At 72.4% G+C, this 21,698-nt stretch carries 16 protein-coding genes; 9 read left to right on the top strand and 7 right to left on the bottom strand.

Features of this window, described 5'->3' with window-relative positions:
• Together ACIBAD_RS09770 and ACIBAD_RS09765 are read left to right on the top strand one after the other, a co-directional pair.
• The gene (locus tag ACIBAD_RS09770; protein ID WP_398905623.1) at window positions 1-2,043 is read left to right on the top strand and encodes a 4-alpha-glucanotransferase; all 2,043 of its coding nucleotides are present in this window, start codon (window positions 1-3) and stop codon (window positions 2,041-2,043) included.
• A gap of 20 nt (window positions 2,044-2,063) precedes the next feature.
• On the top strand, window positions 2,064-2,303 hold the full coding sequence (locus ACIBAD_RS09765) for a hypothetical protein (protein ID WP_134075514.1): 240 nt from the start codon (window positions 2,064-2,066) through the stop codon (window positions 2,301-2,303).
• A gap of 177 nt (window positions 2,304-2,480) precedes the next feature.
• Here the strand turns inward: ACIBAD_RS09765 and ACIBAD_RS09760 are convergent, their stop codons facing one another.
• Entirely contained in the window at window positions 2,481-3,005 is a 525-nt protein-coding gene (locus tag ACIBAD_RS09760) for a MarR family transcriptional regulator (protein ID WP_134075513.1), read from the bottom strand.
• Between the two features lie 112 nt (window positions 3,006-3,117).
• Here ACIBAD_RS09760 and ACIBAD_RS09755 point away from each other — a divergent pair, with 112 nt between their 5' ends.
• From ACIBAD_RS09755 to ACIBAD_RS09745, 3 genes are read left to right on the top strand one after another with little or no spacing between them, the layout of a single operon-like run.
• Window positions 3,118-4,053, top strand: a complete 936-nt coding sequence (locus ACIBAD_RS09755) for an EamA family transporter (RefSeq protein ID WP_134075512.1) — start codon at window positions 3,118-3,120, stop codon at window positions 4,051-4,053.
• Window positions 4,054-4,105: 52 nt separating this feature from the next.
• Entirely contained in the window at window positions 4,106-5,044 is a 939-nt protein-coding gene (locus tag ACIBAD_RS09750) for a DMT family transporter (RefSeq protein ID WP_398905621.1), read from the top strand.
• A gap of 10 nt (window positions 5,045-5,054) precedes the next feature.
• Window positions 5,055-5,960: a LysR substrate-binding domain-containing protein gene (locus ACIBAD_RS09745; RefSeq protein ID WP_134075510.1), complete on the top strand. Its 906-nt coding sequence runs from the start codon at window positions 5,055-5,057 to the stop codon at window positions 5,958-5,960.
• Between the two features lie 90 nt (window positions 5,961-6,050).
• Here the strand turns inward: ACIBAD_RS09745 and pepN (ACIBAD_RS09740) are convergent, their stop codons facing one another.
• Entirely contained in the window at window positions 6,051-8,633 is a 2,583-nt protein-coding gene (pepN, locus tag ACIBAD_RS09740; RefSeq protein WP_134075509.1) for an aminopeptidase N, read from the bottom strand.
• A 140-nt stretch (window positions 8,634-8,773) separates the two neighbouring features.
• On the opposite strand from pepN (ACIBAD_RS09740), the gene ACIBAD_RS09735 reads away from it, so the two are divergent.
• Entirely contained in the window at window positions 8,774-9,304 is a 531-nt protein-coding gene (locus tag ACIBAD_RS09735) for a DUF1203 domain-containing protein (RefSeq protein ID WP_398905618.1), read from the top strand.
• Between the two features lie 64 nt (window positions 9,305-9,368).
• Here the strand turns inward: ACIBAD_RS09735 and ACIBAD_RS09730 are convergent, their stop codons facing one another.
• Window positions 9,369-10,397: an aspartate-semialdehyde dehydrogenase gene (locus ACIBAD_RS09730; RefSeq protein WP_134075507.1), complete on the bottom strand. Its 1,029-nt coding sequence runs from the start codon at window positions 10,395-10,397 to the stop codon at window positions 9,369-9,371.
• Between the two features lie 252 nt (window positions 10,398-10,649).
• Here ACIBAD_RS09730 and ACIBAD_RS09725 point away from each other — a divergent pair, with 252 nt between their 5' ends.
• Window positions 10,650-12,137 carry a M28 family metallopeptidase gene (locus ACIBAD_RS09725; protein ID WP_398905616.1) on the top strand — a complete coding sequence of 496 codons (1,488 nt, stop codon included), beginning with the start codon at window positions 10,650-10,652 and terminating at the stop codon, window positions 12,135-12,137.
• Window positions 12,138-12,227: 90 nt separating this feature from the next.
• Here ACIBAD_RS09725 and ACIBAD_RS09720 read toward each other — a convergent pair whose 3' ends face one another.
• On the bottom strand, window positions 12,228-15,554 hold the full coding sequence (locus ACIBAD_RS09720) for a S8 family serine peptidase (protein ID WP_398905614.1): 3,327 nt from the start codon (window positions 15,552-15,554) through the stop codon (window positions 12,228-12,230).
• 274 nt (window positions 15,555-15,828) lie between these two features.
• On the bottom strand, window positions 15,829-16,395 hold the full coding sequence (locus ACIBAD_RS09715; protein ID WP_398905612.1) for a CGNR zinc finger domain-containing protein: 567 nt from the start codon (window positions 16,393-16,395) through the stop codon (window positions 15,829-15,831).
• 131 nt (window positions 16,396-16,526) lie between these two features.
• Between ACIBAD_RS09715 and ACIBAD_RS09710 the strand changes: the two genes are divergently transcribed.
• Together ACIBAD_RS09710 and ACIBAD_RS09705 are read left to right on the top strand one after the other, a co-directional pair.
• Window positions 16,527-16,985, top strand: coding sequence for a VOC family protein (locus ACIBAD_RS09710; protein ID WP_398905610.1), 459 nt, complete (start codon window positions 16,527-16,529; stop codon window positions 16,983-16,985).
• Window positions 16,986-17,008: 23 nt separating this feature from the next.
• Window positions 17,009-17,911 carry a pyridoxamine 5'-phosphate oxidase family protein gene (locus ACIBAD_RS09705; RefSeq protein WP_398905609.1) on the top strand — a complete coding sequence of 301 codons (903 nt, stop codon included), beginning with the start codon at window positions 17,009-17,011 and terminating at the stop codon, window positions 17,909-17,911.
• Here the strand turns inward: ACIBAD_RS09705 and ACIBAD_RS09700 are convergent.
• Both ACIBAD_RS09700 and pepN (ACIBAD_RS09695) read right to left on the bottom strand, forming a co-directional pair.
• Window positions 17,887-18,846, bottom strand: a complete 960-nt coding sequence (locus tag ACIBAD_RS09700) for a hypothetical protein (protein WP_134075504.1) — start codon at window positions 18,844-18,846, stop codon at window positions 17,887-17,889. The genes ACIBAD_RS09705 and ACIBAD_RS09700 overlap by 25 nt on opposite strands.
• 168 nt (window positions 18,847-19,014) lie before the next feature.
• Window positions 19,015-21,585, bottom strand: coding sequence for an aminopeptidase N (gene pepN / locus ACIBAD_RS09695; protein WP_134075503.1), 2,571 nt, complete (start codon window positions 21,583-21,585; stop codon window positions 19,015-19,017).
• Between the last annotated feature and the right edge of the window lie 113 nt (window positions 21,586-21,698).

The raw sequence follows: 21,698 nt of genomic DNA, 5'->3' as shown, positions 1-21,698 counted from the left end.
ATGGACGACCTCGCCCGGCTCGCGGCGCTGCACGGCGTCGCCACCACCTACCAGCCCGCCGAGGACGTTACGGTCCGGGTCCCGGAGACCACCGTCGCCGCCGTGCTGCGCCAGCTGGGCGTGGACTGCGACACCCCGGAAGCCGTACGGCGGCACCTGGCCGAAGCCGAGCGCGAGGCCTCGCGCCGGCTGTTGCCGCCCGTGCTGGTGTGGTGGGCCGGGTCGGAGCCGCCCGCCGAGCTGGCCGCGCTCCCTCCCGGTACGCGGATCCGCCTGGAGGGCGAAGAGGCCGACGCCGGAGGGGCCGAGGGCCGCGGGCCGAGCGCGGAGACCGCTCGCGACACGGGCGGGGTGTGGGACCGGGGCTCGGGGGCGGTGCCCCCGTTCGGGGTGCACCGGCTCGTCGCCGAGACCCCCGGGGGGCGCACCGGGGACGCCACGCTGATCGTGGCCCCTGAGCGGGCGCCCGGTGGGGGCGGCCGGGTGCACGGGGTGCTCGTGCAGCTGTACTCCCTGCTCTCCGAGCGGTCCTGGGGCATGGGGGACCTCGGCGATCTCGCCGCGCTCGCCCGGTGGGCGGGCCGGGCCCACGGGGCCGGCTTCGTCCAGGTCAACCCGCTGCACGCCGCCGTGCCCGGGGCGCCGACCGACCCCTCCCCGTACCGGCCCTCCTCGCGCCGCTTCCCCGACCCCGTCCACCTGCGGATCGAGGACGTGCCCGAGTACGCCGACTGCCCCGACCAGGAGGCCCTCGGCGACCTCGCCGGCCAAGGCGCCGAGCTGCGCCGCGAGGTGCTCGAAAAGGGGGCGCTGATCGACCGTGACGCCGTCTGGGAGCTGAAGCGCCAGGCCCTCGAACTCCTGTACGCCACTGCGCGTACCCCCGAACGCGAGGCCGACTACCGCCGGTTCTGCGCCGAGCAGGGTGCGGCGCTCGACCGCCACGCCGCCTGGTGCGCGGGCCGTTCCGGAGGCGGGACCGACTTCCACCGCTGGCTGGTCTGGCTGACGGACGCCCAGCTCGCCGCCGCCCAGCGGGCCGCCCGTGAGGCCGGGATGCCGGTCGGCATCGTCCACGACCTCGCCGTCGGCGTGCACCCCCACGGCTCGGACACCCTCGGTCCGCCCCTCTACGCGACCGGCGTCTCCGTCGGCGCCCCGCCCGACGCCTTCAACGCGCGCGGTCAGGACTGGGGGCTGCCGCCGTGGCGGCCCGACCGGCTCGCGGCCACCGGGTACGAGCCGTTCCGGGCCCTGCTGCGCGGGGTCTTCCGCTACGCCGGCGCCCTGCGCATCGACCACGTGATGGGCCTGTTCCGGCTCTGGTGGATCCCGGAGGGCGCCCCGCCCGCCGACGGCACGTACGTCTCCTACGACGGCGAGGCGATGCTCGCGATCCTGGTGCTGGAGGCCCACCGGGCCGGGGCCCCGGTCATCGGCGAGGACCTCGGGACGGTGGAGCCGCGCGTCCGCAAGGCACTGGCCCGGCGCGGGGTGCTCGGCACCTCGGTCCTCTGGTTCGAACGCGACTGGGCGGGCGACGGACAGCCGCTCGCCCCCGGGGCCTGGCGCGCCGACTGCCTGGCCACCGCCACCACCCACGACCTGCCGCCCACCGCCGCCAAGCTGGCCGGCGGCCATGTGGAACTGCGCGACCGGTTGGGTCTGCTGACCCAGCCGGTGGAGGAGGAGCGGGCCCAGGACGCCGCCGACACCGCCCGCTGGCTGGACGTACTGGAGGGGCTCGGCCTGGACACCAAGGGCGAGGAGGCCGCCGTAAGGGCCCTGTACGGCTTCCTGCTGCGCACCCCGGCCCGGATGGTCGGCGTCTGGCTGCCCGACGCGGTGGGGGACCGGCGGCCGCAGAACCTGCCCGGGACCTGGGACCAGTACCCCAATTGGCGGCTGCCGCTCGCGGACTCGGCGGGACGGCCGCTGACCCTGGAGGCGCTGGCCGCCTCGCCCCGGGCGAACGCCCTGCTGAGCGCGGTGCGGGAGGGGGCGGGTGCCCGTACGGCACCCCCGGGCGCGCGCCCCGTTTAGGTGTTCGCTACGTTTGCACCGTGGACAAGAAGAACGCTCTGCGCGCCGGCGCCGTCACGGCCGGATCGACGCTGATGATGCTGCTCATGACGTCTCCCGCGCTCGCGGTGACCCGCGACGACGGCGACGACCCGGGCAACGGTCTGAGCATCGCCCAGACCCTCGGCCTCTACGTGGCCACGCCGATCGTGCTGTTCCTGATCATCGCGGGCCTGGTGATGGTCCTCGACAAGTCGGACAGGCCGCAGCCCACCAACTGAACAGACTGACCGACCGACCCGACCGGGTCGGTCCCCGTCAGGCTTCCGGGGCGCCGGGGGTCCGCATATCGATGCCTTCCCGGCTTCGGTGCGGACCCCCGGCGCCCCGTCGTGCGTTCCCGGGGCCGCCGCGCCCCTCGGGGGTGTCTCCCTAGACCTCGGCCCGGGGGCGTCTCCCTAGACCTCGGCCATCAGCTTGCGGAGCAGGCCCGTCAGGACGGCGACCTCCTCGTCGCCGAGTCCCGCGAGCGCGGCCCGCTGTACCTCCAGCCCGGCGGCAACGGCCTCGTCGACGAGGGCGAGCCCGCGGTCGGTGATCGTCACCTGGAGCCCGCGCCGGTCGTGCGGATCGGGCTTGCGGCCGAGCAGGCCGGCCTTCTCCAGCTTGTCCAGGCGTCCGGTCATGCCGCCCGTCGTGAGCATGAGCGTGGCCGACAGCTGGCGCGGCGAGAGCGTGTACGGGGAGCCGGAGCGGCGCAGCGTCGCGACGACGTCGAACTCGCCGCGCGAGATCCCGTACCGGGCGTAGGCCTGCTCCACGGCGTCCCCCATGGCGCGGGCGATCCGGTAGATGCGGCCGAAGACGGCCATGGGGGCGGTGTCCAGGTCCGGTCGCACCACGTGCCACTGGTTGATGATCGCGTCGACGGCGTCCGCGGGGACGGGTCCCCTGTCGACGGCGTCCTTTTTGGCCTCGGTCATGAAGCGCAGTATCCGGCCTTTCTCCGATCGTTCGCAAGAAAGTAGCTTGCCTAAAAGTAGCTTAGGAGTAAGCTACTTTCTCGTAAGCAGCCTACTGGGGGAGCCACCTGCCATGAAGCGTTTCGCCACCGTCGCACTGACCGCCCTCGCCCCGATCTCCTGGGGCTCGACCTACGCCGTCGCCACCGAACTGCTCCCGCCCGACCGGCCCCTGTTCACCGGGGTCATGCGGGCCCTGCCCGCCGGCCTCCTGCTCACCGCCCTGGCCCGCAGGATCCCGAGCGGCGCGTGGTGGTGGAAGTCCGCCGTCCTCGGCACGCTCAACATCGGCGCCTTCTTCCCGCTGCTGTTCCTCTCCGCGTACCGGCTGCCCGGCGGGGTGGCGGCCGTCCTCGGCTCCGCCGGGCCGCTGTTCGTCGTCGGACTCGCCGCCCTCGTCCTGGGGGAGCGGGCGCGGCTGCGGACCGTACTCGCCGCCGTCGCGGGGGCGTTCGGCGTGAGCATGGTCGTCCTGACGGCCGCGGCCCGGCTGGACCTCGTCGGCATCATCGCCGGCGTGGTCTCCTCCGCCTCCATGGCCGCGGGCACGGTCATGACCAAGCGCTGGGGGCGCCCGGAGGGGGTCGGCCCGCTGGCCCTGACCGGCTGGCAGCTCACCGCGGGCGGGCTGGTCATCATCCCCGTCGCGGCCCTGGTCGAGGGGGCCCCGCCCGCGCTCGACGGCAAGGCCTTCCTCGGGTACGGGTACATGATGCTGATCAACACCGGTATCGCGTACTGGCTCTGGTTCCGCGGGATCGGCCGGCTCACCGCCACCTCGGTCACCCTGCTCGGCCCGCTCTCGCCGCTGACCGCGGCGGTCATCGGCTGGGCGGCCCTCGGTCAGGCTCTGTCCCCCGTACAGCTGCTGGGCATGGCGATCGCCTTCGGGGCCACGGTCGCGGGCCAGCTGTTCGCCGCCGGGACGAAGGTGGAACCGTTCAGTTCTACTGAACAGAATGGTCAGAATATTTCGATGGACCTGACGGATGCCCCGGTGCGACGGTAGAGCCACTTCAGGCGAGACCTGATCAGACCGGCACCCGAGGGGGAGACACACCGTGGCCGTCATGGACAGGGTCCGTACGCAGCAGCAGCAGCAGCCCGAGGCCGGGCCCGGCGGCCGGGGGCCGAAGGGGCCCGCAGGACTCGGCCTCCTCCTCGCCCTGGTCGCGACGGTCGTCTGGTCCGGGAGCTTCGTCGCCACCCGGGGGATGGCCGACAGCGTCCCGCCCGTCCAGGCCGTGTTCTGGCGCTGGGTCATCGCGGCCCTCGCCGTCGCCCCCTTCGCGGCCCGCCAGGCCTGGCAGCAGCGGGCGCTGATCCGCCGCCACCTCGGGTTCATCGCCCTCGCCTCGCTGTTCGGCGTCGCCCTGTACAACACGCTCGTGCACCAGGCCGGACTGACCACCTCCGCCTCCAACATGGGCATGATCATGGCCGCCTCGCCGGTCGTCATGGCGCTGTACGCCCGCCTCGGCGGTGAACGGCTCGGCGTCCGGCGGACCTTCGGGCTGCTGCTCGCCGCGTTCGGGGTGCTGCTGCTCGTCGGGGACGGCTCGCTCGGCTTCGACTTCGGTGCCGGCGACCTGTGGATGCTCGCCGCCGCCCTGTCGTTCGCCACGTACAGCGCGCTGCTCAAGCGCAAGCCCGCCGAGCTCGGCGGATTGGCCTTCCTGATCAGCACCTTCGTGCTCGGCGCGCTGATGCTGGCCCCCGCGTACGCCGTGTCCGTCTCCGTCCAGGGCGGCTTCGAGCTCACCGCGGGCACCGGCGGCATGCTGCTCTACGTCGGCGTCATGTCCTCCGCGGTCGCCTTCTTCGCCTGGAACAAGGCCATCTCGCTCATCGGCGCCGCCCGCGCGGGAGTCGTCTACTACCTCCAGCCGGTCTGCGTCGCAGGCCTCGGCCTCCTGCTCCTGGGCGAGCGGACCGGCCCGGCAGAGCTGTTCTGCATGGCGCTGATCCTCGGCGGCGTGGGCCTGGGCGCCCGCCGGTAGGTTCGGTCCCATGACCGAGTGGGACATCAAGAAGCTGCGCATCCTGCGGACCCTGGCCGACCGGGAGACCGTGACCGCGACGGCCGAGGCGCTGCACATGACGCCCTCGGCCGTTTCGCAGCAGCTGACCAATCTCGCACGGCAGCTGGGGGTGCCGCTGCTGGAGGCGCAGGGGCGCCGGGTCCGGCTCACGGACGCGGCGCACCTCGTACTGCGGCACGCGGAGGCGGTGTTCGCGCAGCTGGAGCGGGCGGACGCCGAGCTGGCCGGATACCTGGCCGGGGACGCGGGGGAGGTCCGGATCGGGGCGTTCTCCACGGCCGTGCCCGTACTGGTGGTCCCGGCGGTGGCGGAGCTGCGCCGCAGCCACCCGGGGGTGGAGGTACGGGTTCGCGAGACCGAGGCGGCGCAGGCGTACGAGCTGCTGGCGGCCGGCGCCGTCGACCTGGCCCTCTCGCTGGCGGCGCACGCGCCCACCGCCCGGGACCCGCGGTTCACCCGCATCACGCTGCTGGAGGACCCCCTCGACGTGGCCCTGCCGCCGGACCACCCCCTCGCCGCGGCCCCGGCCCTGCGGCTGGCGGACCTGTCCGGCGATCCGTGGATCTACGGGGGCAGCGGTCCCTGGCAGGAGATCGCCCGCAACGCCTGCGAGGCGGCCGGCTTCGTCCCGGAACAGGCGCACTCGGCATCCGGCTGGACCGCGATCCTCGCCATGGTCGAGGCGGGGATGGGCGTGGCCCTGGTCCCCCGCATGGTGTCGGGCCGTGCCTCGGGGGTGGCGGTGCGGGTCCTGGCCCACGACCGCCCCACCCGCCACGTCCTGGCGGCCACCCGCCGCGGCGGCGAAGGCGCCCCGGCCGTGTCCGGGGTCCTGGCCGCCCTGCGCGCGGTGGCCGCGCGGCGCACCCCGTGAGCGAGCACCGCGCTCGCTGACCGGAAAGCCGGCGCCCCGGCCCCGCGGGAGCGGGAGCCGGGGCACCGGACGGTCAGGCTGCGGGGCGGGTCAGGAAGCCGACGCCGCGTCCGCGGACTGGGCCTTCAGGGCGCGCTCCACGCCCGAGCGGGACTCCGAGACCAGGCGGCGCAGGGCCGCGTTCGGCTCGGCCGAGGCCAGCCAGGCGTCCGTCGCCGCCAGGGTCTCCGGGGAGACCTGGAGCGAGGGGTACAGGCCCACCGCGATCTGCTGGGCGATCTCGTGGCTGCGGTTCTCCCAGATCCCCTTGACCACCGCGAAGAACTTCTCGGTGTACGGGGCCAGCAGCTCGCGCTGGTCGGTCTGGACGAAGCCGCCGATCACCGCTTCCTGCACCGCGTTCGGCAGGTCCGCGGACTCCACCACGGAGGCCCACGCCTCCGCCTTGGCCTCCGCCGTCGGGCGCGCGGCCCGCGCCGTGGCCGCGTGGCGCTCGCCCGCGGCCGTACGGTCGCGCTCCAGCTCCGCGTCGATGGCCGCGTCGCCCAGGACACCCGTCGCGACGAGGCGCTCCAGGAACGCCCACCGCAGCTCGGTGTCCACGACCAGGCCCTCGATCTCCGCCGCACCGTCCAGCAGCGCGGACAGGTACGTCAGCTGCCCCTCGGTGCGGGCCGTCGCCGCGAACGCGCGCGCCCACGCCAGCTGGTGGTCACTGCCCGGCTCGGCGCCGCGCAGGTGCTCCAGCGTGGCCTCGGTCCAGGCCGCCAGGCCCTGCTCCCGCCACGCCGGGTCGGCGTACAGGTCCACGGCCAGCTTCACCTGCCGGTGCAGCGACTGGACCACGCCGATGTCCGACTCCTTGCCGATGCCGGCCAGGACGAGGGCGAGGTAGTCGCGCGTGGCCAGTTCGCCGTCGCGGGTCATGTCCCACGCCGAGGCCCAGCACAGCGCCCGCGGCAGCGACTCGGTGAAGTCGCCGAGGTGCGCGGTGACGTTGGCGAGGGAGACCTCGTCCAGGCGGACCTTGGCGTACGACAGGTCGTCGTCGTTCAGCAGCACGACGGCCGGCCGGGCGCGGCCGACCAGCTCCGGAACCGCGGTCAGCTCGCCGTCGATGTCCAGCTCGATGCGGTCCGTACGGACGAGCTTGCCGCCGTCCAGGTCGTACAGGCCGATCGCGATGCGGTGCGGGCGCAGCGTGGGCTCGCCCTTGGCGCCCGCGGGCAGCGCCGGGGCCTCCTGGCGTACCGCGAACGCGGTGATGTTCCCGGCGGCGTCCGTCTCGACGGCGGGGCGCAGGATGTTGATGCCCGCCGTCTCCAGCCACGCCTTCGACCAGGCGGCCAGATCCCGGCCCGAGGTCTCCTCCAGGGCGCCCAGCAGGTCCGACAGGCGCGTGTTCCCGAACGCGTGCGCCTTGAAGTACGCCTGCACGCCCTTGAAGAAGGCCTCCATGCCGACGTAGGCCACGAGCTGCTTGAGCACCGAGGCGCCCTTGGCGTACGTGATGCCGTCGAAGTTGACCAGGACGTCGTCCAGGTCACGGATGTCGGCCATGATCGGGTGCGTGGAGGGCAGCTGGTCCTGCCGGTACGCCCACGTCTTCATGGAGTTGGCGAACGTGGTCCACGCGTGGGGCCACTTCGAGCCCTCCGCGTACGCCTGGCAGGCGATCGACGTGTAGGTGGCGAAGGACTCGTTCAGCCACAGGTCGTTCCACCACTCCATGGTGACCAGGTCGCCGAACCACATGTGCGCCAGCTCGTGCAGGATCGTCTCCGCGCGCACCTCGTACGCCGCGTCGGTCACCTTGGAGCGGAAGACGTACTGGTCGCGGATGGTGACCGCGCCCGCGTTCTCCATCGCGCCCGCGTTGAACTCGGGGACGAAGAGCTGGTCGTACTTGGCGAACGGGTAGTCGTAAGCGAACTTCTCCTGGAACCAGTCGAAGCCCTGGCGGGTCACGTCGAAGATCGCCTCGGCGTCCAGGAACTCGGCGAGCGACGGCCGGCAGTAGATGCCCAGCGGTACCGACTGGCCGTTCGGACCCTCGTACGAGCTGTGCACCGCGTAGTACGGGCCGGCGATCAGGGCCGTGATGTAGGTGGAGATGCGCGGCGTCGGCTCGAAGCGCCAGACGTTGTCCTTGACGTCCGCGGCCTGCGGCGTGGGGGAGTTCGAGATGACCGTCCAGCCCTCGGGGGCCGTCACGGTGAACTGGAACGTCGCCTTCAGGTCGGGCTGCTCGAAGTTGGCGAACACGCGCCGTGCGTCCGGCACCTCGAACTGGGTGTACAGGTAGGCCTGCTGGTCGACCGGGTCGACGAAGCGGTGCAGGCCCTCGCCCGTGTTGGTGTAGGCGCAGTCCGCGACGACGCGGAGCTCGTTGGCGCCGGCCGCGAGGTGGTGCAGCGCGATGCGCGAGTCCCGGAAGACCTCGGCCACGTCCAGCGACTTGCCGTTCAGGACGACCTCGTGCACGGCCGGGGCCACCAGGTCGATGAAGGTCTCGGCGCCGGCTTCGGCCGACTGGAACCGCACGGTGGTCACGGACGGGTACGTGCCGCCCTCCTGCGCACCGCTGAGATCGAGTTCGACCTCGTACGAGTCGACGGTGAGCAGCTTCGCCCGCTGCTGAGCCTCTTCACGGGTGAGATTCGTGCCAGGCACGCGGTCATCTCCTTTGATGGTGACGTTGCCCCGCCATCCTTCCACGTGGGCCCGCCGGACGCCCTTGAGTAATCCACAGGCGAAACGCGACGTCCGATTTCCGCCAGCTTCGCCGGTTCCGGGCGCGCACCCTGGACGCCATGACCACACGATCCGCGCCGCGAACGGCGCTCCCCGCGGTACGTCCCATCGCCCCCGCCGCACTCGCGGGGCTGCGCGCCCGTGACGACGCAGGCCGGCCCTGCCTGCCGTACGAGGACCCCGAGGGCGGCGCCCCGCTGCGCTGCTGCCTGCGCGGCAGCCGCCCCGGCGAGCGGATCGCCCTCGTCTCGTACGCGCCGCTGCGCCGCTGGGCGGCCGAGCAGGGCGCCGACCCGGGCGCGTACGACGAGCAGGGGCCGGTGTTCGTCCACGCCGCCGACTGCGGAGGCCCGGCCGAGGCCCCCGGCTACCCCTTCGCCCACCCCGGGGCACTGCGCACGGTCCGCCGCTACGACGCCGCGGGGCGCATCCTCGGCGGCCGCGCCCTGCCCCCGGGCGCCACCGCCGAGGATGCGGACGCGGTCCTGGAGGAGGCGTTGGAAGAGGCCTTCGCGGACCCGGAGGTCGCGCTCGTGCACGTGCGCGCCACCGAGTTCGGCTGCTTCCTCTTCGAGGCCCGCCGGCCCTGACGGCCGGCGGGAACGCGGAAGGGGCGGCACCGGCCGGTGCCGCCCCTTCCGCATGCGATCGGGATCAGCCGCGGAGCTCCTCGGCGACCAGCTCGGCGATCTGCACCGCGTTCAGGGCCGCGCCCTTGCGGAGGTTGTCGTTCGAGAGGAACAGCGCGAGGCCGTTCTCGACCGTCTCGTCGACGCGGATGCGGCCCACGTACGAGGCGTCCTTGCCCGCCGCCTGCAGCGGGGTCGGGATCTCCGAGAGCTCGACGCCCGGGGCGTCCTTCAGCAGCTCGTACGCGCGCTCCACGCTGATCGGGTTCGCGAAGCGGGCGTTGACCTGGAGGCTGTGGCCGGAGAAGACCGGCACGCGCACGCAGGTGCCGGAGACCTTGAGCTCCGGGATCTCCAGGATCTTGCGGGACTCGTTGCGGAGCTTCTGCTCCTCGTCGGTCTCGAAGGAGCCGTCGTCGACCAGGTTGCCCGCGAGCGGGACCACGTTGTACGCGATCGGGCGCTTGTAGACGGCCGGCTCGGGGAAGTCCACCGCGCCGCCGTCGAAGGTCAGCTGGTCGGCGGCCTCGGAGACCGCGCAGGCCTGGCCCTTGAGCTCGGCGACACCGGCCAGGCCCGAGCCGGAGACGGCCTGGTAGGTGGTGGCGACCATCGACGTCAGGCCGGCCTCGTCGTGCAGCGGGCGCAGCACGGGCATCGCGGCCATGGTGGTGCAGTTCGGGTTCGCGATGATGCCCTTGGGGCGGTTCTTGATCGCGTGCGGGTTGACCTCGGAGACGACGAGCGGCACGTCGGGGTCGCGGCGCCAGGCGGAGGAGTTGTCGATCACGACCGCGCCCTGGGAGGCGACCTTCTCGGCGAGGGCCTTGGAGGTCGCGCCGCCCGCGGAGAAGAGGACGATGTCCAGGCCGGAGTAGTCCGCGGTGGAGGCGTCCTCGATGGTGATCTCCCGGCCCTCCCAGTCGAGGGTCGAGCCCGCGGAACGGGCCGAGGCGAACAGCCGCAGCTCGTCCACCGGGAACTTGCGCTCGGCGAGGATGCCGCGCATGACTGCGCCGACCTGACCGGTGGCTCCGACGATTCCGACCCTCACGGTGACTCCTTCTGCTCCGTACGACGCGGGCGCGCGTGAAACCATCATGCGTTCGACCCCACGAGCCTTGTCCAATCCATTGTCCGAGGAACGGACAGTGTCCCGATTGTGAACCCCCGTGACACGTTCGTGGCGGCTGTGTTGCACCCCCGCCGAACGCCCCTTTTGCCAGATCGCGGCCGGTTACGGTCCGGTCTGTCGCGTCCGCTCGCCGGACGGGCGTTCCGTATATCGAACTCGGGGAGAACCGCCGTGCGCGCCCTTCGCCACAGCCACCGCCGCCGGTCCATACCGGCGCTCGCCGCCCTCGCGGCCGCCGCCGTCGCCGCACCCGTCCTGCTGGCCGCCACCCCGGCGGCCGCCCGTCCGCGCGAGGGCCGGCTCGCCGAGGAGCTGGTGTCGGAGGTCACCGCCCGCGGCGCCTACCGCCACCTGGCCAGGTTCCAGCAGATCGCCGAGGCCAACGGAGGGAACCGGGCCGCCGGCACCCCCGGCCACGTCGCCTCGGCCGCGTACGTCCACGACGCCCTCAAGAAGGCCGGGTACCAGGTCGCCTACCAGGACTTCGACATCTTCGAGGCGCACACGAGGACGGAGAGGACCACCGTCCTCGGCGCGGAGCCGCGCGAGCTGCCCACCGCCGCCTTCACCTTCACCAAGTCCACGCCGGCGGGCGGCCTGACCGCCCCCGTCGCCCTCGCCCGGGTCGACGAGACCCCGGGCTGCGACGCCGCCGACTATCCGGCCGGCGCGTTCACCGGGAAGATCGCTCTGGTCAAGCGGGGAGCCTGCACCTTCGTCGAGAAGCAGAAGGCCGCCGCCGCGGCCGGCGCCGTCGGCGTGATCGTCTACAACCACAGCGGGACCACTCCGGTCCGCGGCGGGTTCTCCTCCCCGGCCGAGGGGATCATCCCGAGCGCCGGACTGACTCGCGCCGACGGCGAGGCGCTGGCCGCGGCCGCCGCCGCGGGCGAGGTGACCGTACGCCTGGACCTGGACCAGGAGCACGTGAAGAAGACCACCCGCAACGTGATCGCCGAGACCAGGGGCGGCCGCTCCGACCGCGTCGTCACCGTCGGCGCCCACCTGGACTCGGTCCCCGAGGGCCCGGGCGTCAACGACAACGGCTCCGGCTCGGCGGGCCTGCTGGAAGTGGCCCTCAAGCTCGCGGACGAGGGGGCCAACAGGAAGGGCAGGGGCCCCGCGAACAAGGTCCGCTTCGCCTGGTGGTCGGCCGAGGAGCTCGGCCTGCTGGGCTCCGAGCACTACGTGGCACAGCTGTCGGAGAGGCAGAGGAAGGACATCGCGCTCTACCTGAACTTCGACATGATCGCCTCGCCGAACCCGGTCCAGTTCGTCTACGACGGCGATGACTCGGACAGGGTCGGCGAGGGCGCCGGTCCGGCCGGCTCGGCGCAGATCGAGGCGCTCATCAACGGCTTCCTGGACAAGAAGGGCAAGCCGCACGAGGGCAGCGACTTCGACGGCCGCTCGGACTACGGCCCGTTCATCGCGCACGGCATCCCGGCCGGCGGCACCTTCACCGGCGCCGAGGGCGTCAAGACCGCCGAGCAGGCCAGGCGGTACGGCGGCACGGCGGGGGCGCCGTACGACCCGAACTACCACGGGGCGGGCGACACCCTGAAGAACCTGGACCTGAAGGCCTTCGACACCAACCTGGACGTCATCGCCCACGCGGTCGGCACGTACGCCCAGGACCTGAGCTCGCTGGGCGCCTAGCCGGCGCGCGGTGCCGCGGGGGGAACGGCGAAGGGGCGGGCGCCCGATCCGGGCGCCCGCCCCTCCGTCATGCGATCAGCCGGTCACCCGTTACGGGAGGACCTTCTCGATCTGGACGCTACCGGTGCCGGCGGCGGTGCCGCGGGCGTTGAGCAGCTTGACCTCGCCGAAGAACTGACGGCCCTCGGGGGCCGGAGCGGTGGCGAGGACGTTCGCCGTGACGGACGCCGAGGCGCCGTTGGCGAGGTTCACCGCGGCGGCCCCGTCGACCTGGACGGCGCCCAGGGAGGACGAGAAGTACACGTCGCGGTAGTCGTACGTGGTGGACCCGGACGGAACGGCGTAGCCGTCCACCTGGATCGTGTAGGTGCCGGCGGCCGGGTTGAGCAGGGTCACGGCCTCCTCGGAGTCGCCGTCGGCGGAGGAGCCGACCTTCACGCCGTCCTTGAGGACGGTGAGGTCGAGGTCGGCACCGGTGTCGGAGACACCGCCGATGGCCACGTCCAGGCGGGAGACGCCCTCACCGATGGTGACGGTGCTCGTCTGGGTCTCGCCGTTGGCGATGGTCGGCTTGGCGACCTTCGCGGAGCCGAGCGGGCCGCCCTGGAGCTTGCCGCCGGCGATGGCCGCACCGTCGTTCTTCACGGTCCACTGGACCGGGGCCGGGGTGCCCTGCTTGACCTCGGGAAGGACCTTGACCGCTGGGTCGAAGCCCGCGCCCAGGACGCTGACGTCCAGCTTGAACGGGTTGTCGAGCAGCGGCGACGTACGGCGCGACTCGACCTCGATCTCCCAGACGCCCGGCGTCGGGTTCTCGTACGAGCGCAGGTCGGGGCGGCACTTGTTGGCCGGGTTGTCGTAGTTCGGGTAGCACTGGGTGGTCGCGCTGTCCTCGACGCCCGTGCCGTACGGGTGGATCGAGATGAAGCGCGTCTGGCTGCCCGCCGCGAGACCGCCGAGGGCGACCTCAAGGGACTTCGCGCCCTGCGGCACGGTGACGAAGTACGACTTGTGGCTGTTGCGCTGGACGGAGGAGGTGTCCGACAGCGTGAACGACGGCTTCGCCAGCGGGGTGGAGGCGACGACCGTGGTCAGGATCTGCTTGTCGATGCCCTCGGTGGTCTCGTCGTCCAGCTGCAGGATGCCGCTGTGGACGCCGGCCGACTTCGGGTTGGCCTCGACCTTGATGGTGACCGGCTTGTTCAGCGGCAGCGTGACGTAGTCGTAGCCGCCGACGACCTTGAACGTGCCGTCGTTGTTGCGCCAGCTCAGGTTGTGCCGGGTGCCGTACTTGACGCCCGTGGTGCGGGTGACGACGACGTCGTAGACCTTCTTCTGGCCGACCTTGAGGCCGCCCTCGCGGTCGTAGAGGCCGGTGCCGAAGCCCGGGGTCTTCAGGAACTGGTCGAGCGCGGTGTCGACCGGTGCCTTGACGGTGAACTCGTTGGCCTTGGCGTCGCGCTGGAGGGACTCCCACGCGTCGACGATGTTGATGAGGCCCGCGCCCTGGGCGTGCGCCGGGACGTCGGCGATCTTCTTCGCGGTGCTGGTGAGCGCCACGCGCAGGCTCGCCGGGGTGACCGTCATGTGCTGCTGCTTGGCGGCCGAGAGCAGCAGGGCGCTGGCGCCCGTCGCCTGCGGCGAGGACATCGAGGTGCCCTGCAGCATCGAGTAGCCGGCCGGCAGGTTGTAGCCGGCCTCCTTCACCGGGGAGCCGGGCAGCCAGGTCTGCGTGGTGTTGATGGCCGCGCCGGGGGCGGTGATGGTCGGCGTGAAGCCGCCGTCCTCACGCGGACCGCGCGAGGAGAACGGGAACATGTCGTACTTCTTGGTCACGCCGGAGCCGTAGTTCGCGGCCCAGGTCTCCTTGGAGACCGCGGCACCCACGGAGATGACCTTGTCCGCGAGACCGGGGTCGCCGATGGTGTTGACACCGGGGCCCTCGTTGCCCGCCGAGATGACGAGCTGGACACCGTAGGTGTCGATGAGGTTCTTGTAGAGCTCGGCGCGGGCGTTGTTGCCGTCGTTCAGCGCCGGCAGGCCGCCGATGGACATGTTGACGATGTCCACACCGCGGTTGACGACGAGGTCGATCATGCCCTCGGTCAGCGCGACGTTGGTGCAGCCGCCGGACCAGGAGCAGGCGCGCGAGGAGACGATCTTCGCGCCGGGCGCCTCGCCGTTCATCTTGCCGCCGAAGAGGCTGTTGGCGGCGGTGATGCCGGCGACGTGCGTGCCGTGCTCGGACTCGATGATGCCGATGTTGACGAAGTCGGCCTTCTTGCCGACCCAGTCCCCGCCCAGCGGGTCCATCGGGACGTCCTTGCGGATCTGGATCACGAACGGAATGCGCTCGGCGACGTCGGTCGCCGGGTTGTCCGTGCCGAAGTAGCCGATCTGGTAGCCGTCCTTGTACGGCTTCATCGGCTCGTTGTTCGTGAAGTCGCCGTCCTGGTCGGTGTCGACGCGGACGGTGCCGGCGGCGGCGTCGTAGAGCATGCCGAACCGGTCGGTGGTGTCCCCGTCCCGGTTGACGTCGCCCTTCGCGTCACCGGTGGCGGTGATCGACTCGCTGAACCGGCTCCACTGGTACGAGCCCTCCGGGGCCTTCCAGCTCTGGCCGCCCGCGCTGAAGGTGCCGCCCGCGGCCGTGACCGGGGTGATCTGCGCGCGCCAGGTGGCGTCGTTGTCCGTGATCGGGTCGGTCGCGGTGACCCAGTCGACGATCTTGCGCTCGCCGGTGGTGGTCTTCTGGAGCGCCGGGTGGCCGAGGTCGACGCCCGAGTCCAGGATGCCGATGGTCACGCCGCGGCCGTCGGCCTGCGGGTTCTTGGCGACGAAGTCCACCGCGCCCGTCTCGAAGGACGGGTTGTACGGGTTCTTCGCGGGGGTGTTCTTGTCCGGCCCCGGGTAGGTCTCGGAGGCGGTCTTCCCCGCCGACCCCGAGTCCTTGCCCGCGTCGGGACGCGGGTCCGAGAGCTGGATCTCGTGCTTGAGGTCCAGGGCGTGCACCGAGGACAGCTTCGCGGCCGCCTTGAGCGCGGCCTCGGCCTTGGCGGTCGGCAGCGTGGCCCGCACGTAGCCGAGCTTGTCGTTCGTCTGGCCGACGGAGGCGCCCTGGACCGCACCGAGCTGGTCCGCGACCTGCTTGGTCTGGCCGGGCGCGGTGGCCACCATGACGGTGACGGTCGCGTCACCCTTGGCCTTGGCCTGCTGGAGCAGCTCGGCGTCCGCCGAGCCGATCTTCTCGTCGGCGGACTTGACGGCCGGGCTCGTGCCCGGGGTGCCGGCGGGGCCGGTCGCCGCGAACACGGGCGCCGCGCCCGCGGTCGCCAGTGCGGCGACCAGGCCGGCCGCGGCCGCGACGCGCGCGACGCGTCTGGCCCCGGATATGGAGCTGGGGGATTCGAGGGTCATCAGCATCCCTGGATAAGTGAAAGATACGGTCCGGATTTCGGTGCCGGATGACCGGTCAGCTTTGCGCAACCGACCGCTCTTTGGGGAGGCTTGTCATTGACCGAGACCTGACATGGCGGACTCTCGCCAGGTCGGATCATGCGCCATCGAGGCCGTACCGGGGCGTACTCGTACGAATCACAGGGGTTGAAGAGTTGCTTTGTCGACTTCCCGACCTCGTTGCGCGGATGGTCCGGAGTTCGGTCTCAGATCGGGTGTGACAACTTTCGGGCCGTCAGCGCACGCGCGTGCGCGCGTAGTGCCGCGAGGCCTTCGCCCGGTTTCCGCACACGGACATGGAGCACCAGCGCCGGGTGCCGTTGCGCGAGGTGTCGTGGAAGTGCAGCACGCAGGTTTCCGAGGCGCACTTGCGGATCCGTTCGGGTGCCGTCCCCAGCAGTTCCAGGTAGTCGCGGGCGGCCGTCCAGGCCGGACCCCAGGTCGGGTCCTCGAACTCGGCGCGCTCGCCCGGGCCTTCAGGGGTCAGGGTGGCCCGGATCCGGCCGTGCTCCAGGACGGCGTCGACGAGGGCGCGCGCGCCCTCGTCGGCCGGGTCCGCGACCGTACGGGCGAGTGCCTCGCGGGCGGTCAGCAGGTGGACGAGGGTGGCCGCGTCGGCGCGGAAGCGGTCGGCCAGACCGGTGCTGCGCAGCCAGATCGCGAGCCCCTCGACCCGGGTCAGCCCGAAGGCGCCGGCGAAGAGGTCGGCGATCTCGCCGTCCCGCATCCAGCGCGTGTTCAGCAGGTCCAGTGAGACCGGCTCGCCCGTCAGGGGGCGGGGATCCGCCGCCGCTGTCGCCATCTCGCCGCTCCCTCCGCACGCGCCCGCTAACCCCTCAAGGGTACGTGACCGGTTGACACCTTCGGCTGTAACCTTTAAGTTCGATTTAGAAGGTTAGACATGAGTAGTGGAACCGATGAAAGGGGGCAGCCGTGACGGCTGTCATCAGCAAGCTGCGCACCGGGCACGTGGGTCTGAACGTCACCGACCTCGCCCGTTCCCTCGCCTTCTACCGGGACGCCCTCGGCTTCGAGCTGCTGGGCGAGGGCAAGGAAGAGGGCCGCCGCTTCGCCTTCCTCGGACAGGACGGCGAGCTCGTCCTCACGCTCTGGCAGCAGGCCGACGGCGCGTACGCCCCGGCGGCCGCGGGACTGCACCACCTGGCGCTCTCCGCCGGCACCGGCGACGAGGTCCGCGCGTACGAGGAGCGGCTGCGCGGGCTGGGTGTGGAGTTCGCCTACGAAGGGGTGGTCGCCCACGGCGAGGGCAGGGCCTCCGGCGGCATCTTCTTCCACGACCCCGATGGCACCCGCCTGGAGATCTCCGCGCCGGTCGGCGCCGAGGGGGCGCCCGTCCCTGTCTCGGGGGCTCCGACCTGCGGGTTCTTCTAGGCGCTCAGTCAGGAGGCGGCATCATGGACCGGTACCACCAGGGCTCGCTGGCCGTGCAGGAACGCGTGGGGGTGCGCGAGCTCGCCGATCACGTCGGCCGTTCGATCGGTGCGGGGATCAAGGACGTCGCCGCGGCCTTCCTTGAGCTGCAGCCGCACCTGGTCGTCGGCGCCGCCGACGGGGCGGGGGGCGTGTGGGCCTCGTTGCTCACCGGCCCGCCCGGTTTCGTCCGGGCCACGGGTCCGCACCGGATGGCGGTCGCCGGCGGAGTGCCGGCCGGGGACCCCCTCGCCGAGGCGCTCGCCACGGCGGGTACCCGGGTCGGGACGATCTCCCTCGACCCGCGCACCCGGCGCCGGATGCGCCTGGGCGGGACCCTGGAGGTGACCGCGCGGGGGTTCGCGGTCGAGGCGGAGCGGGTCTTCGCCAACTGCCCCAAGTACATCCAGAAGCGGCAGCCGCTGGAGCTGGTCGCCGAGGGGGGCGGTGTCCTGCGGCGCGGGGGCGCGCTCACACCCGCGCAGGAACGGGCCGTCCGGGCCGCCGACACCTTCTTCGTCGCCACCACCGCGGGGAACGGGGTGGACGCCAGCCACCGGGGCGGAATGCCGGGCTTCGTCGAGGTGCTCTCGCCCGTCGAGCTGTCCTGGCCGGACTATGCGGGCAACGCCATGTTCCTGACCCTCGGGAACCTGGCCGTGGACCCGCGGGCCGGACTGTTGTTCCCGGACTGGGAGAGCGGGGCGGTGCTCCAGCTCAGCGGCACTGCCCGGACCGAGTACGGGCCCGACGGCAGCCGGAGCGTCCGCTTCCGGGTCGCGTCGGTGGTGGAGGGCCTGCACCCCGGGCGGCTGCGCTGGAGCGCCCCGGAGTACTCGCCGGCCAATCCGGCGCTGCCCTCTCACCGGGGGAGGACGACCAGGTAGGCGGCGGGCTCGCGGTCGGCGGAGGCCGTCAGCGCGGTCCGGACCACCGCCGCCTGCTGCTCGGGCCAGTCGCGCAGCTTGCGCGGGGTGATGTGCAGGACGGTCACCCCGAGCCGCTCCAGGGCCTCCCGCTTGCGGACGGCCTCCGAGAACTGCTCGTCCTCGCCCTGTCGGGGCGCACGGGTGTCGATCTCCACGGCGACGGCCTGTTCGGGCCAGTACGCGTCGACGCCGCCGAGGTGCGGGCCGCCGGGCAGGCGCAGGTCCACGTTCCAGACCGGCTCGGGAAGGTCGTATCCCCGTACGAGCCGGTACAGCCGGTCCTCGGCGATGGACCGGCCCTCCGCGAGCAGGGACTCGACGGCGTCCACGACGTGGGGGCGGTTCAGCAGCCGGGCCACCGTCAGCTCCCGTACGACGGCGGCCGGTTCGCAGTGCCCGCCGCGAACGGCCTCGCTGAGCAGGCGGCGTACGGTGCCCGCGTCGGAGAGCTGGGAGACCGCGTCGGCCAACGCCCGGGCCACGGGGGCGACGGGCAGCCCGGTCACCTGCTGCGGGCGGGGCGGGGTGTGCGTCCGCACGATCCGGACGGTGCCGACGGAGCGGAGCCGGCGGGTGTGCGGCACCAGTACGTCGATCTGCGTGAGGGCGAGCAGCGCGGGCGCGGAGGCGAACCGGTACAGCGCGAGGGCCGCGAGCCCGGTGACCATGGCCTCGCCGCCGCGGCGACCCGCGTACAGCAGCGCGGCGTGCAGGCGCTCCTCGCTGGTCGCGGCGCCGGGGTGGAGCAGGAACACCCCCGGCAGGATCTCCTGCCAGGGCCGCTCGGCGGCTTCGGAGGCACTGACACCGTGCTCGCGGAGCTGGGCGAGGCTCATGACGCGGGGGCGGCTGCCGGTGAGGTGGGCGAGGGGGAGGGGCGCGTTGTGGTTCATGCGGCGGAGATTCCCGCCCGCCCCGGCCCCGCTAACCCCTGTTACGCAGCCGTCGACAAATCCGGACAAGACCGCACTAAAGTACGGCCGTTCGAAAGCCGATAGCGCTGTTCGCATTGTTCGGCGGGGCCGGTCCGCCCAGGCGGACCGGCCCCGCCGACGACACTCCTAGACCGCGGCCGAACCTGCGGCGGCGGCTGCGTCGCAGGCCTGCGCGCGCAGCGCCCGCGCCAGGTCGTCACGGGCCTCCAGCACCAGTCGGCGCAGCGCCGGAGCGGCGTCGGCGTGCGCGGCGAGCCAGGCGTCCGTGGCGGCCAGGGTCGACTCCGAGTCCTCCAGCGACGGGTACATCCCCTTCACCACGTGCATGCCGATCTGGATCGACCGGTCCGCCCAGATGCGCTCGATCACCTCGAAGTAGCGCCCCGAGTAAGGCGCCAGCAGGGCCCGCTGCGAAGGCTGCTGCATGCCCGCGATCGTCGCCTCCACCAGCGCGTTCGACAGGGTGTCCGACTCGACGACCGCCGCCCACGCCTGGTCCTTGACCGCCTCGGAAGGCCGCGCCGCCAGGCAGCGCACCTGGTGCCGCTTGCCCGACGCCGTGTCGTCGCGCGCCAGTTCCGCCGTCAGCACGGCCTCGTCCACCGCGCCGTGCGCGGCCAGCGGCAGCAGGAAGTCCCACCGCAGCTCCTGGTCCACGTCGAGTCCGTCGATCCGCGCCGAACCGTCCAGCAGCCCCAGCAGCAGCTGGAAGTCGCCCTCCGTCGCCGCACCCGCCGCGAAGAAGCGAGCCCAGGTCAGCTGGTGCTCCGAGCCCGGCTCCGCCAGCCGCAGCTCCTGCAGCGCGACCGCCGACAGCGCCCGGCCGCCCTGCTCGCGCCAGTCGGCGGCCGCGTAGTGCGTGACGGCGGCCAGCGCCTGCGAGTGCAGCATCTGGAGCACGCCGACGTCGCTCTCGCGGCCGGCGTGGGCCAGCACCATCGAGATGAAGTCGCGCGCCGGCATCAGCCCGTCCCGCGTCAGGTTCCACAGCGCCGACCAGCACAGCGCCCGCGCCAGCGGGTCCGCCACGCTCCCGAGCCGCTGGCGCAGCGTCGCCAGCGAGCCCTCGTCGAAGCGCATCTTGCAGTACGTGAGGTCGTCGTCGTTGACCAGCACCAGGTCGGGCCGCTCCTGCCCGGCCAGCTTCGCCACGACCGTCGAGGCGCCGGCCACGTCCGCCTCGGCCTGCGCGTAGCGGACCAGCGCGCCTTCCTCCAGCCGGTACAGGCCGACCGCCACCCGGTGGGGGCGCAGTTCGTCTCCCTCCTGGACCACCGACAGCTCGGTCACCCGCCCGCCCGCGTCGTACGTCACCACCGGAGTCAGCACGTTCACACCGGCCGTCTGCAGCCACGCCCGCGACCACTCGGCCATGTCCCGCCCGGAGACCTCGCCGAGCACCGACAGCAGATCGTCCAGCGTGGTGTTCCCGTACGCGTTGGCCTTGAAGTAGCGTCGCGCGCCCTCCAGGAACGCGTCCCGGCCCACGTACGCGACGAGCTGCTTGAGCACCGCCGCGCCCTTGGCGTAGGTGATGCCGTCGAAGTTGAGCTTCGCGTCCTCCAGGTCACGGATGTCGGCCGTGATCGGGTGCGTGGAGGGGAGCTGGTCGGCCCGGTACGCCCACGCCTTGCGGTTGTTGGCGAAGGTCACCCACGCCTGGTCGAAGCGGGTCGCCTCCACCTGGGAGAAGGAGCCCATGAAGTCCGCGAAGGACTCCTTGAGCCACAGGTCGTCCCACCACTTCATGGTGACGAGGTCGCCGAACCACATGTGGGCCATCTCGTGCAGGATCGTGTTGCAGCGGCGCTCGTACGCGGCCCGCGTCACCTTGCCGCGGAAGATGTACTCCTCGCGGAAGGTCACCATCCCCGGGTTCTCCATCGCGCCCAGGTTGTACTCGGGCACGAAGGCCTGGTCGTACTTCCCGAAGGGGTACGGGTAGTCGAAGTGCTCGTGGAAGAAGTCGAAGCCCTGCTTGGTGACGAGGAAGACGTCGTCCGCGTCGAAGTGCTTCGCCAGCCCCTTGCGGCACATCGCGCCCAGCGGGATCGTCAGGTCCCCGCGCGTGTAGGTGTCCGTCACGTAGTGGTACGGGCCCGCCACCACGCACGTGATGTACGTGGAGATCGGCGCGGTCTCGGCGAAGCGCCGGGTCTGGCCCTCGCGGGACTCCTCGGCGCCGTTGCTCCAGACGTGCCAGCCCTCGGGCGCGGTCACCTCGAAGCGGTACGGGGCCTTCAGGTCGGGCTGCTCGAAGTTCGCGTACACGCGGCGGGCGTCGGCCGGCTCGTACTGCGTGTAGAGGTAGACCTCGCCGTCCTCCGGGTCGACGAAGCGGTGCATGCCCTCGCCGGTCCGGCTGTAGGCGCAGTTCGCGTCCACCACCAGGACGTTCTCGGCGGCCAGATCGGCCAGGGCGATCCGCGCCCCGTCGAAGACGGCGGCCGGCTCCAGCTCCCGCCCGTTGAGGGTGACGGAGTTCACCGACGGGGCGACGAGGTCGGCGAAGGTGGCCGAGCCGGGGGCCGCGGCCCGGAAGCGGATCGTGGTCACCGAGCGGAAGGTCCGGGGCCCCTCGGCCGGTTCGGCCTCGTCCACGGCGGACCTCAGGTCGAGGACCACCTCGTACCCGTCGACGGACAGCAGCTCGGCCCGCTCGCGGGCCTCGTCACGGGACAGATTCTCTCCGGGCACGTGCACTCCTTCGTGCGTGATCGCGATACCTGACGGAATCCTCGCACGGGGGAATGCGGGCGGGCCCGGCCTGGTTGGCGAGGGGGAACACGACCAGTGATGCTCAAGCGACT

It is taken from the genome of Streptomyces sp. NPDC051109, assembly GCF_044455885.1.
In the GTDB taxonomy this organism is placed as follows: Bacteria; Actinomycetota; Actinomycetes; order Streptomycetales; family Streptomycetaceae; genus Streptomyces.
The sequence above is the reverse complement of the archived record's forward strand: the minus strand, read 5'-3'. Positions and strand labels throughout refer to the sequence as shown.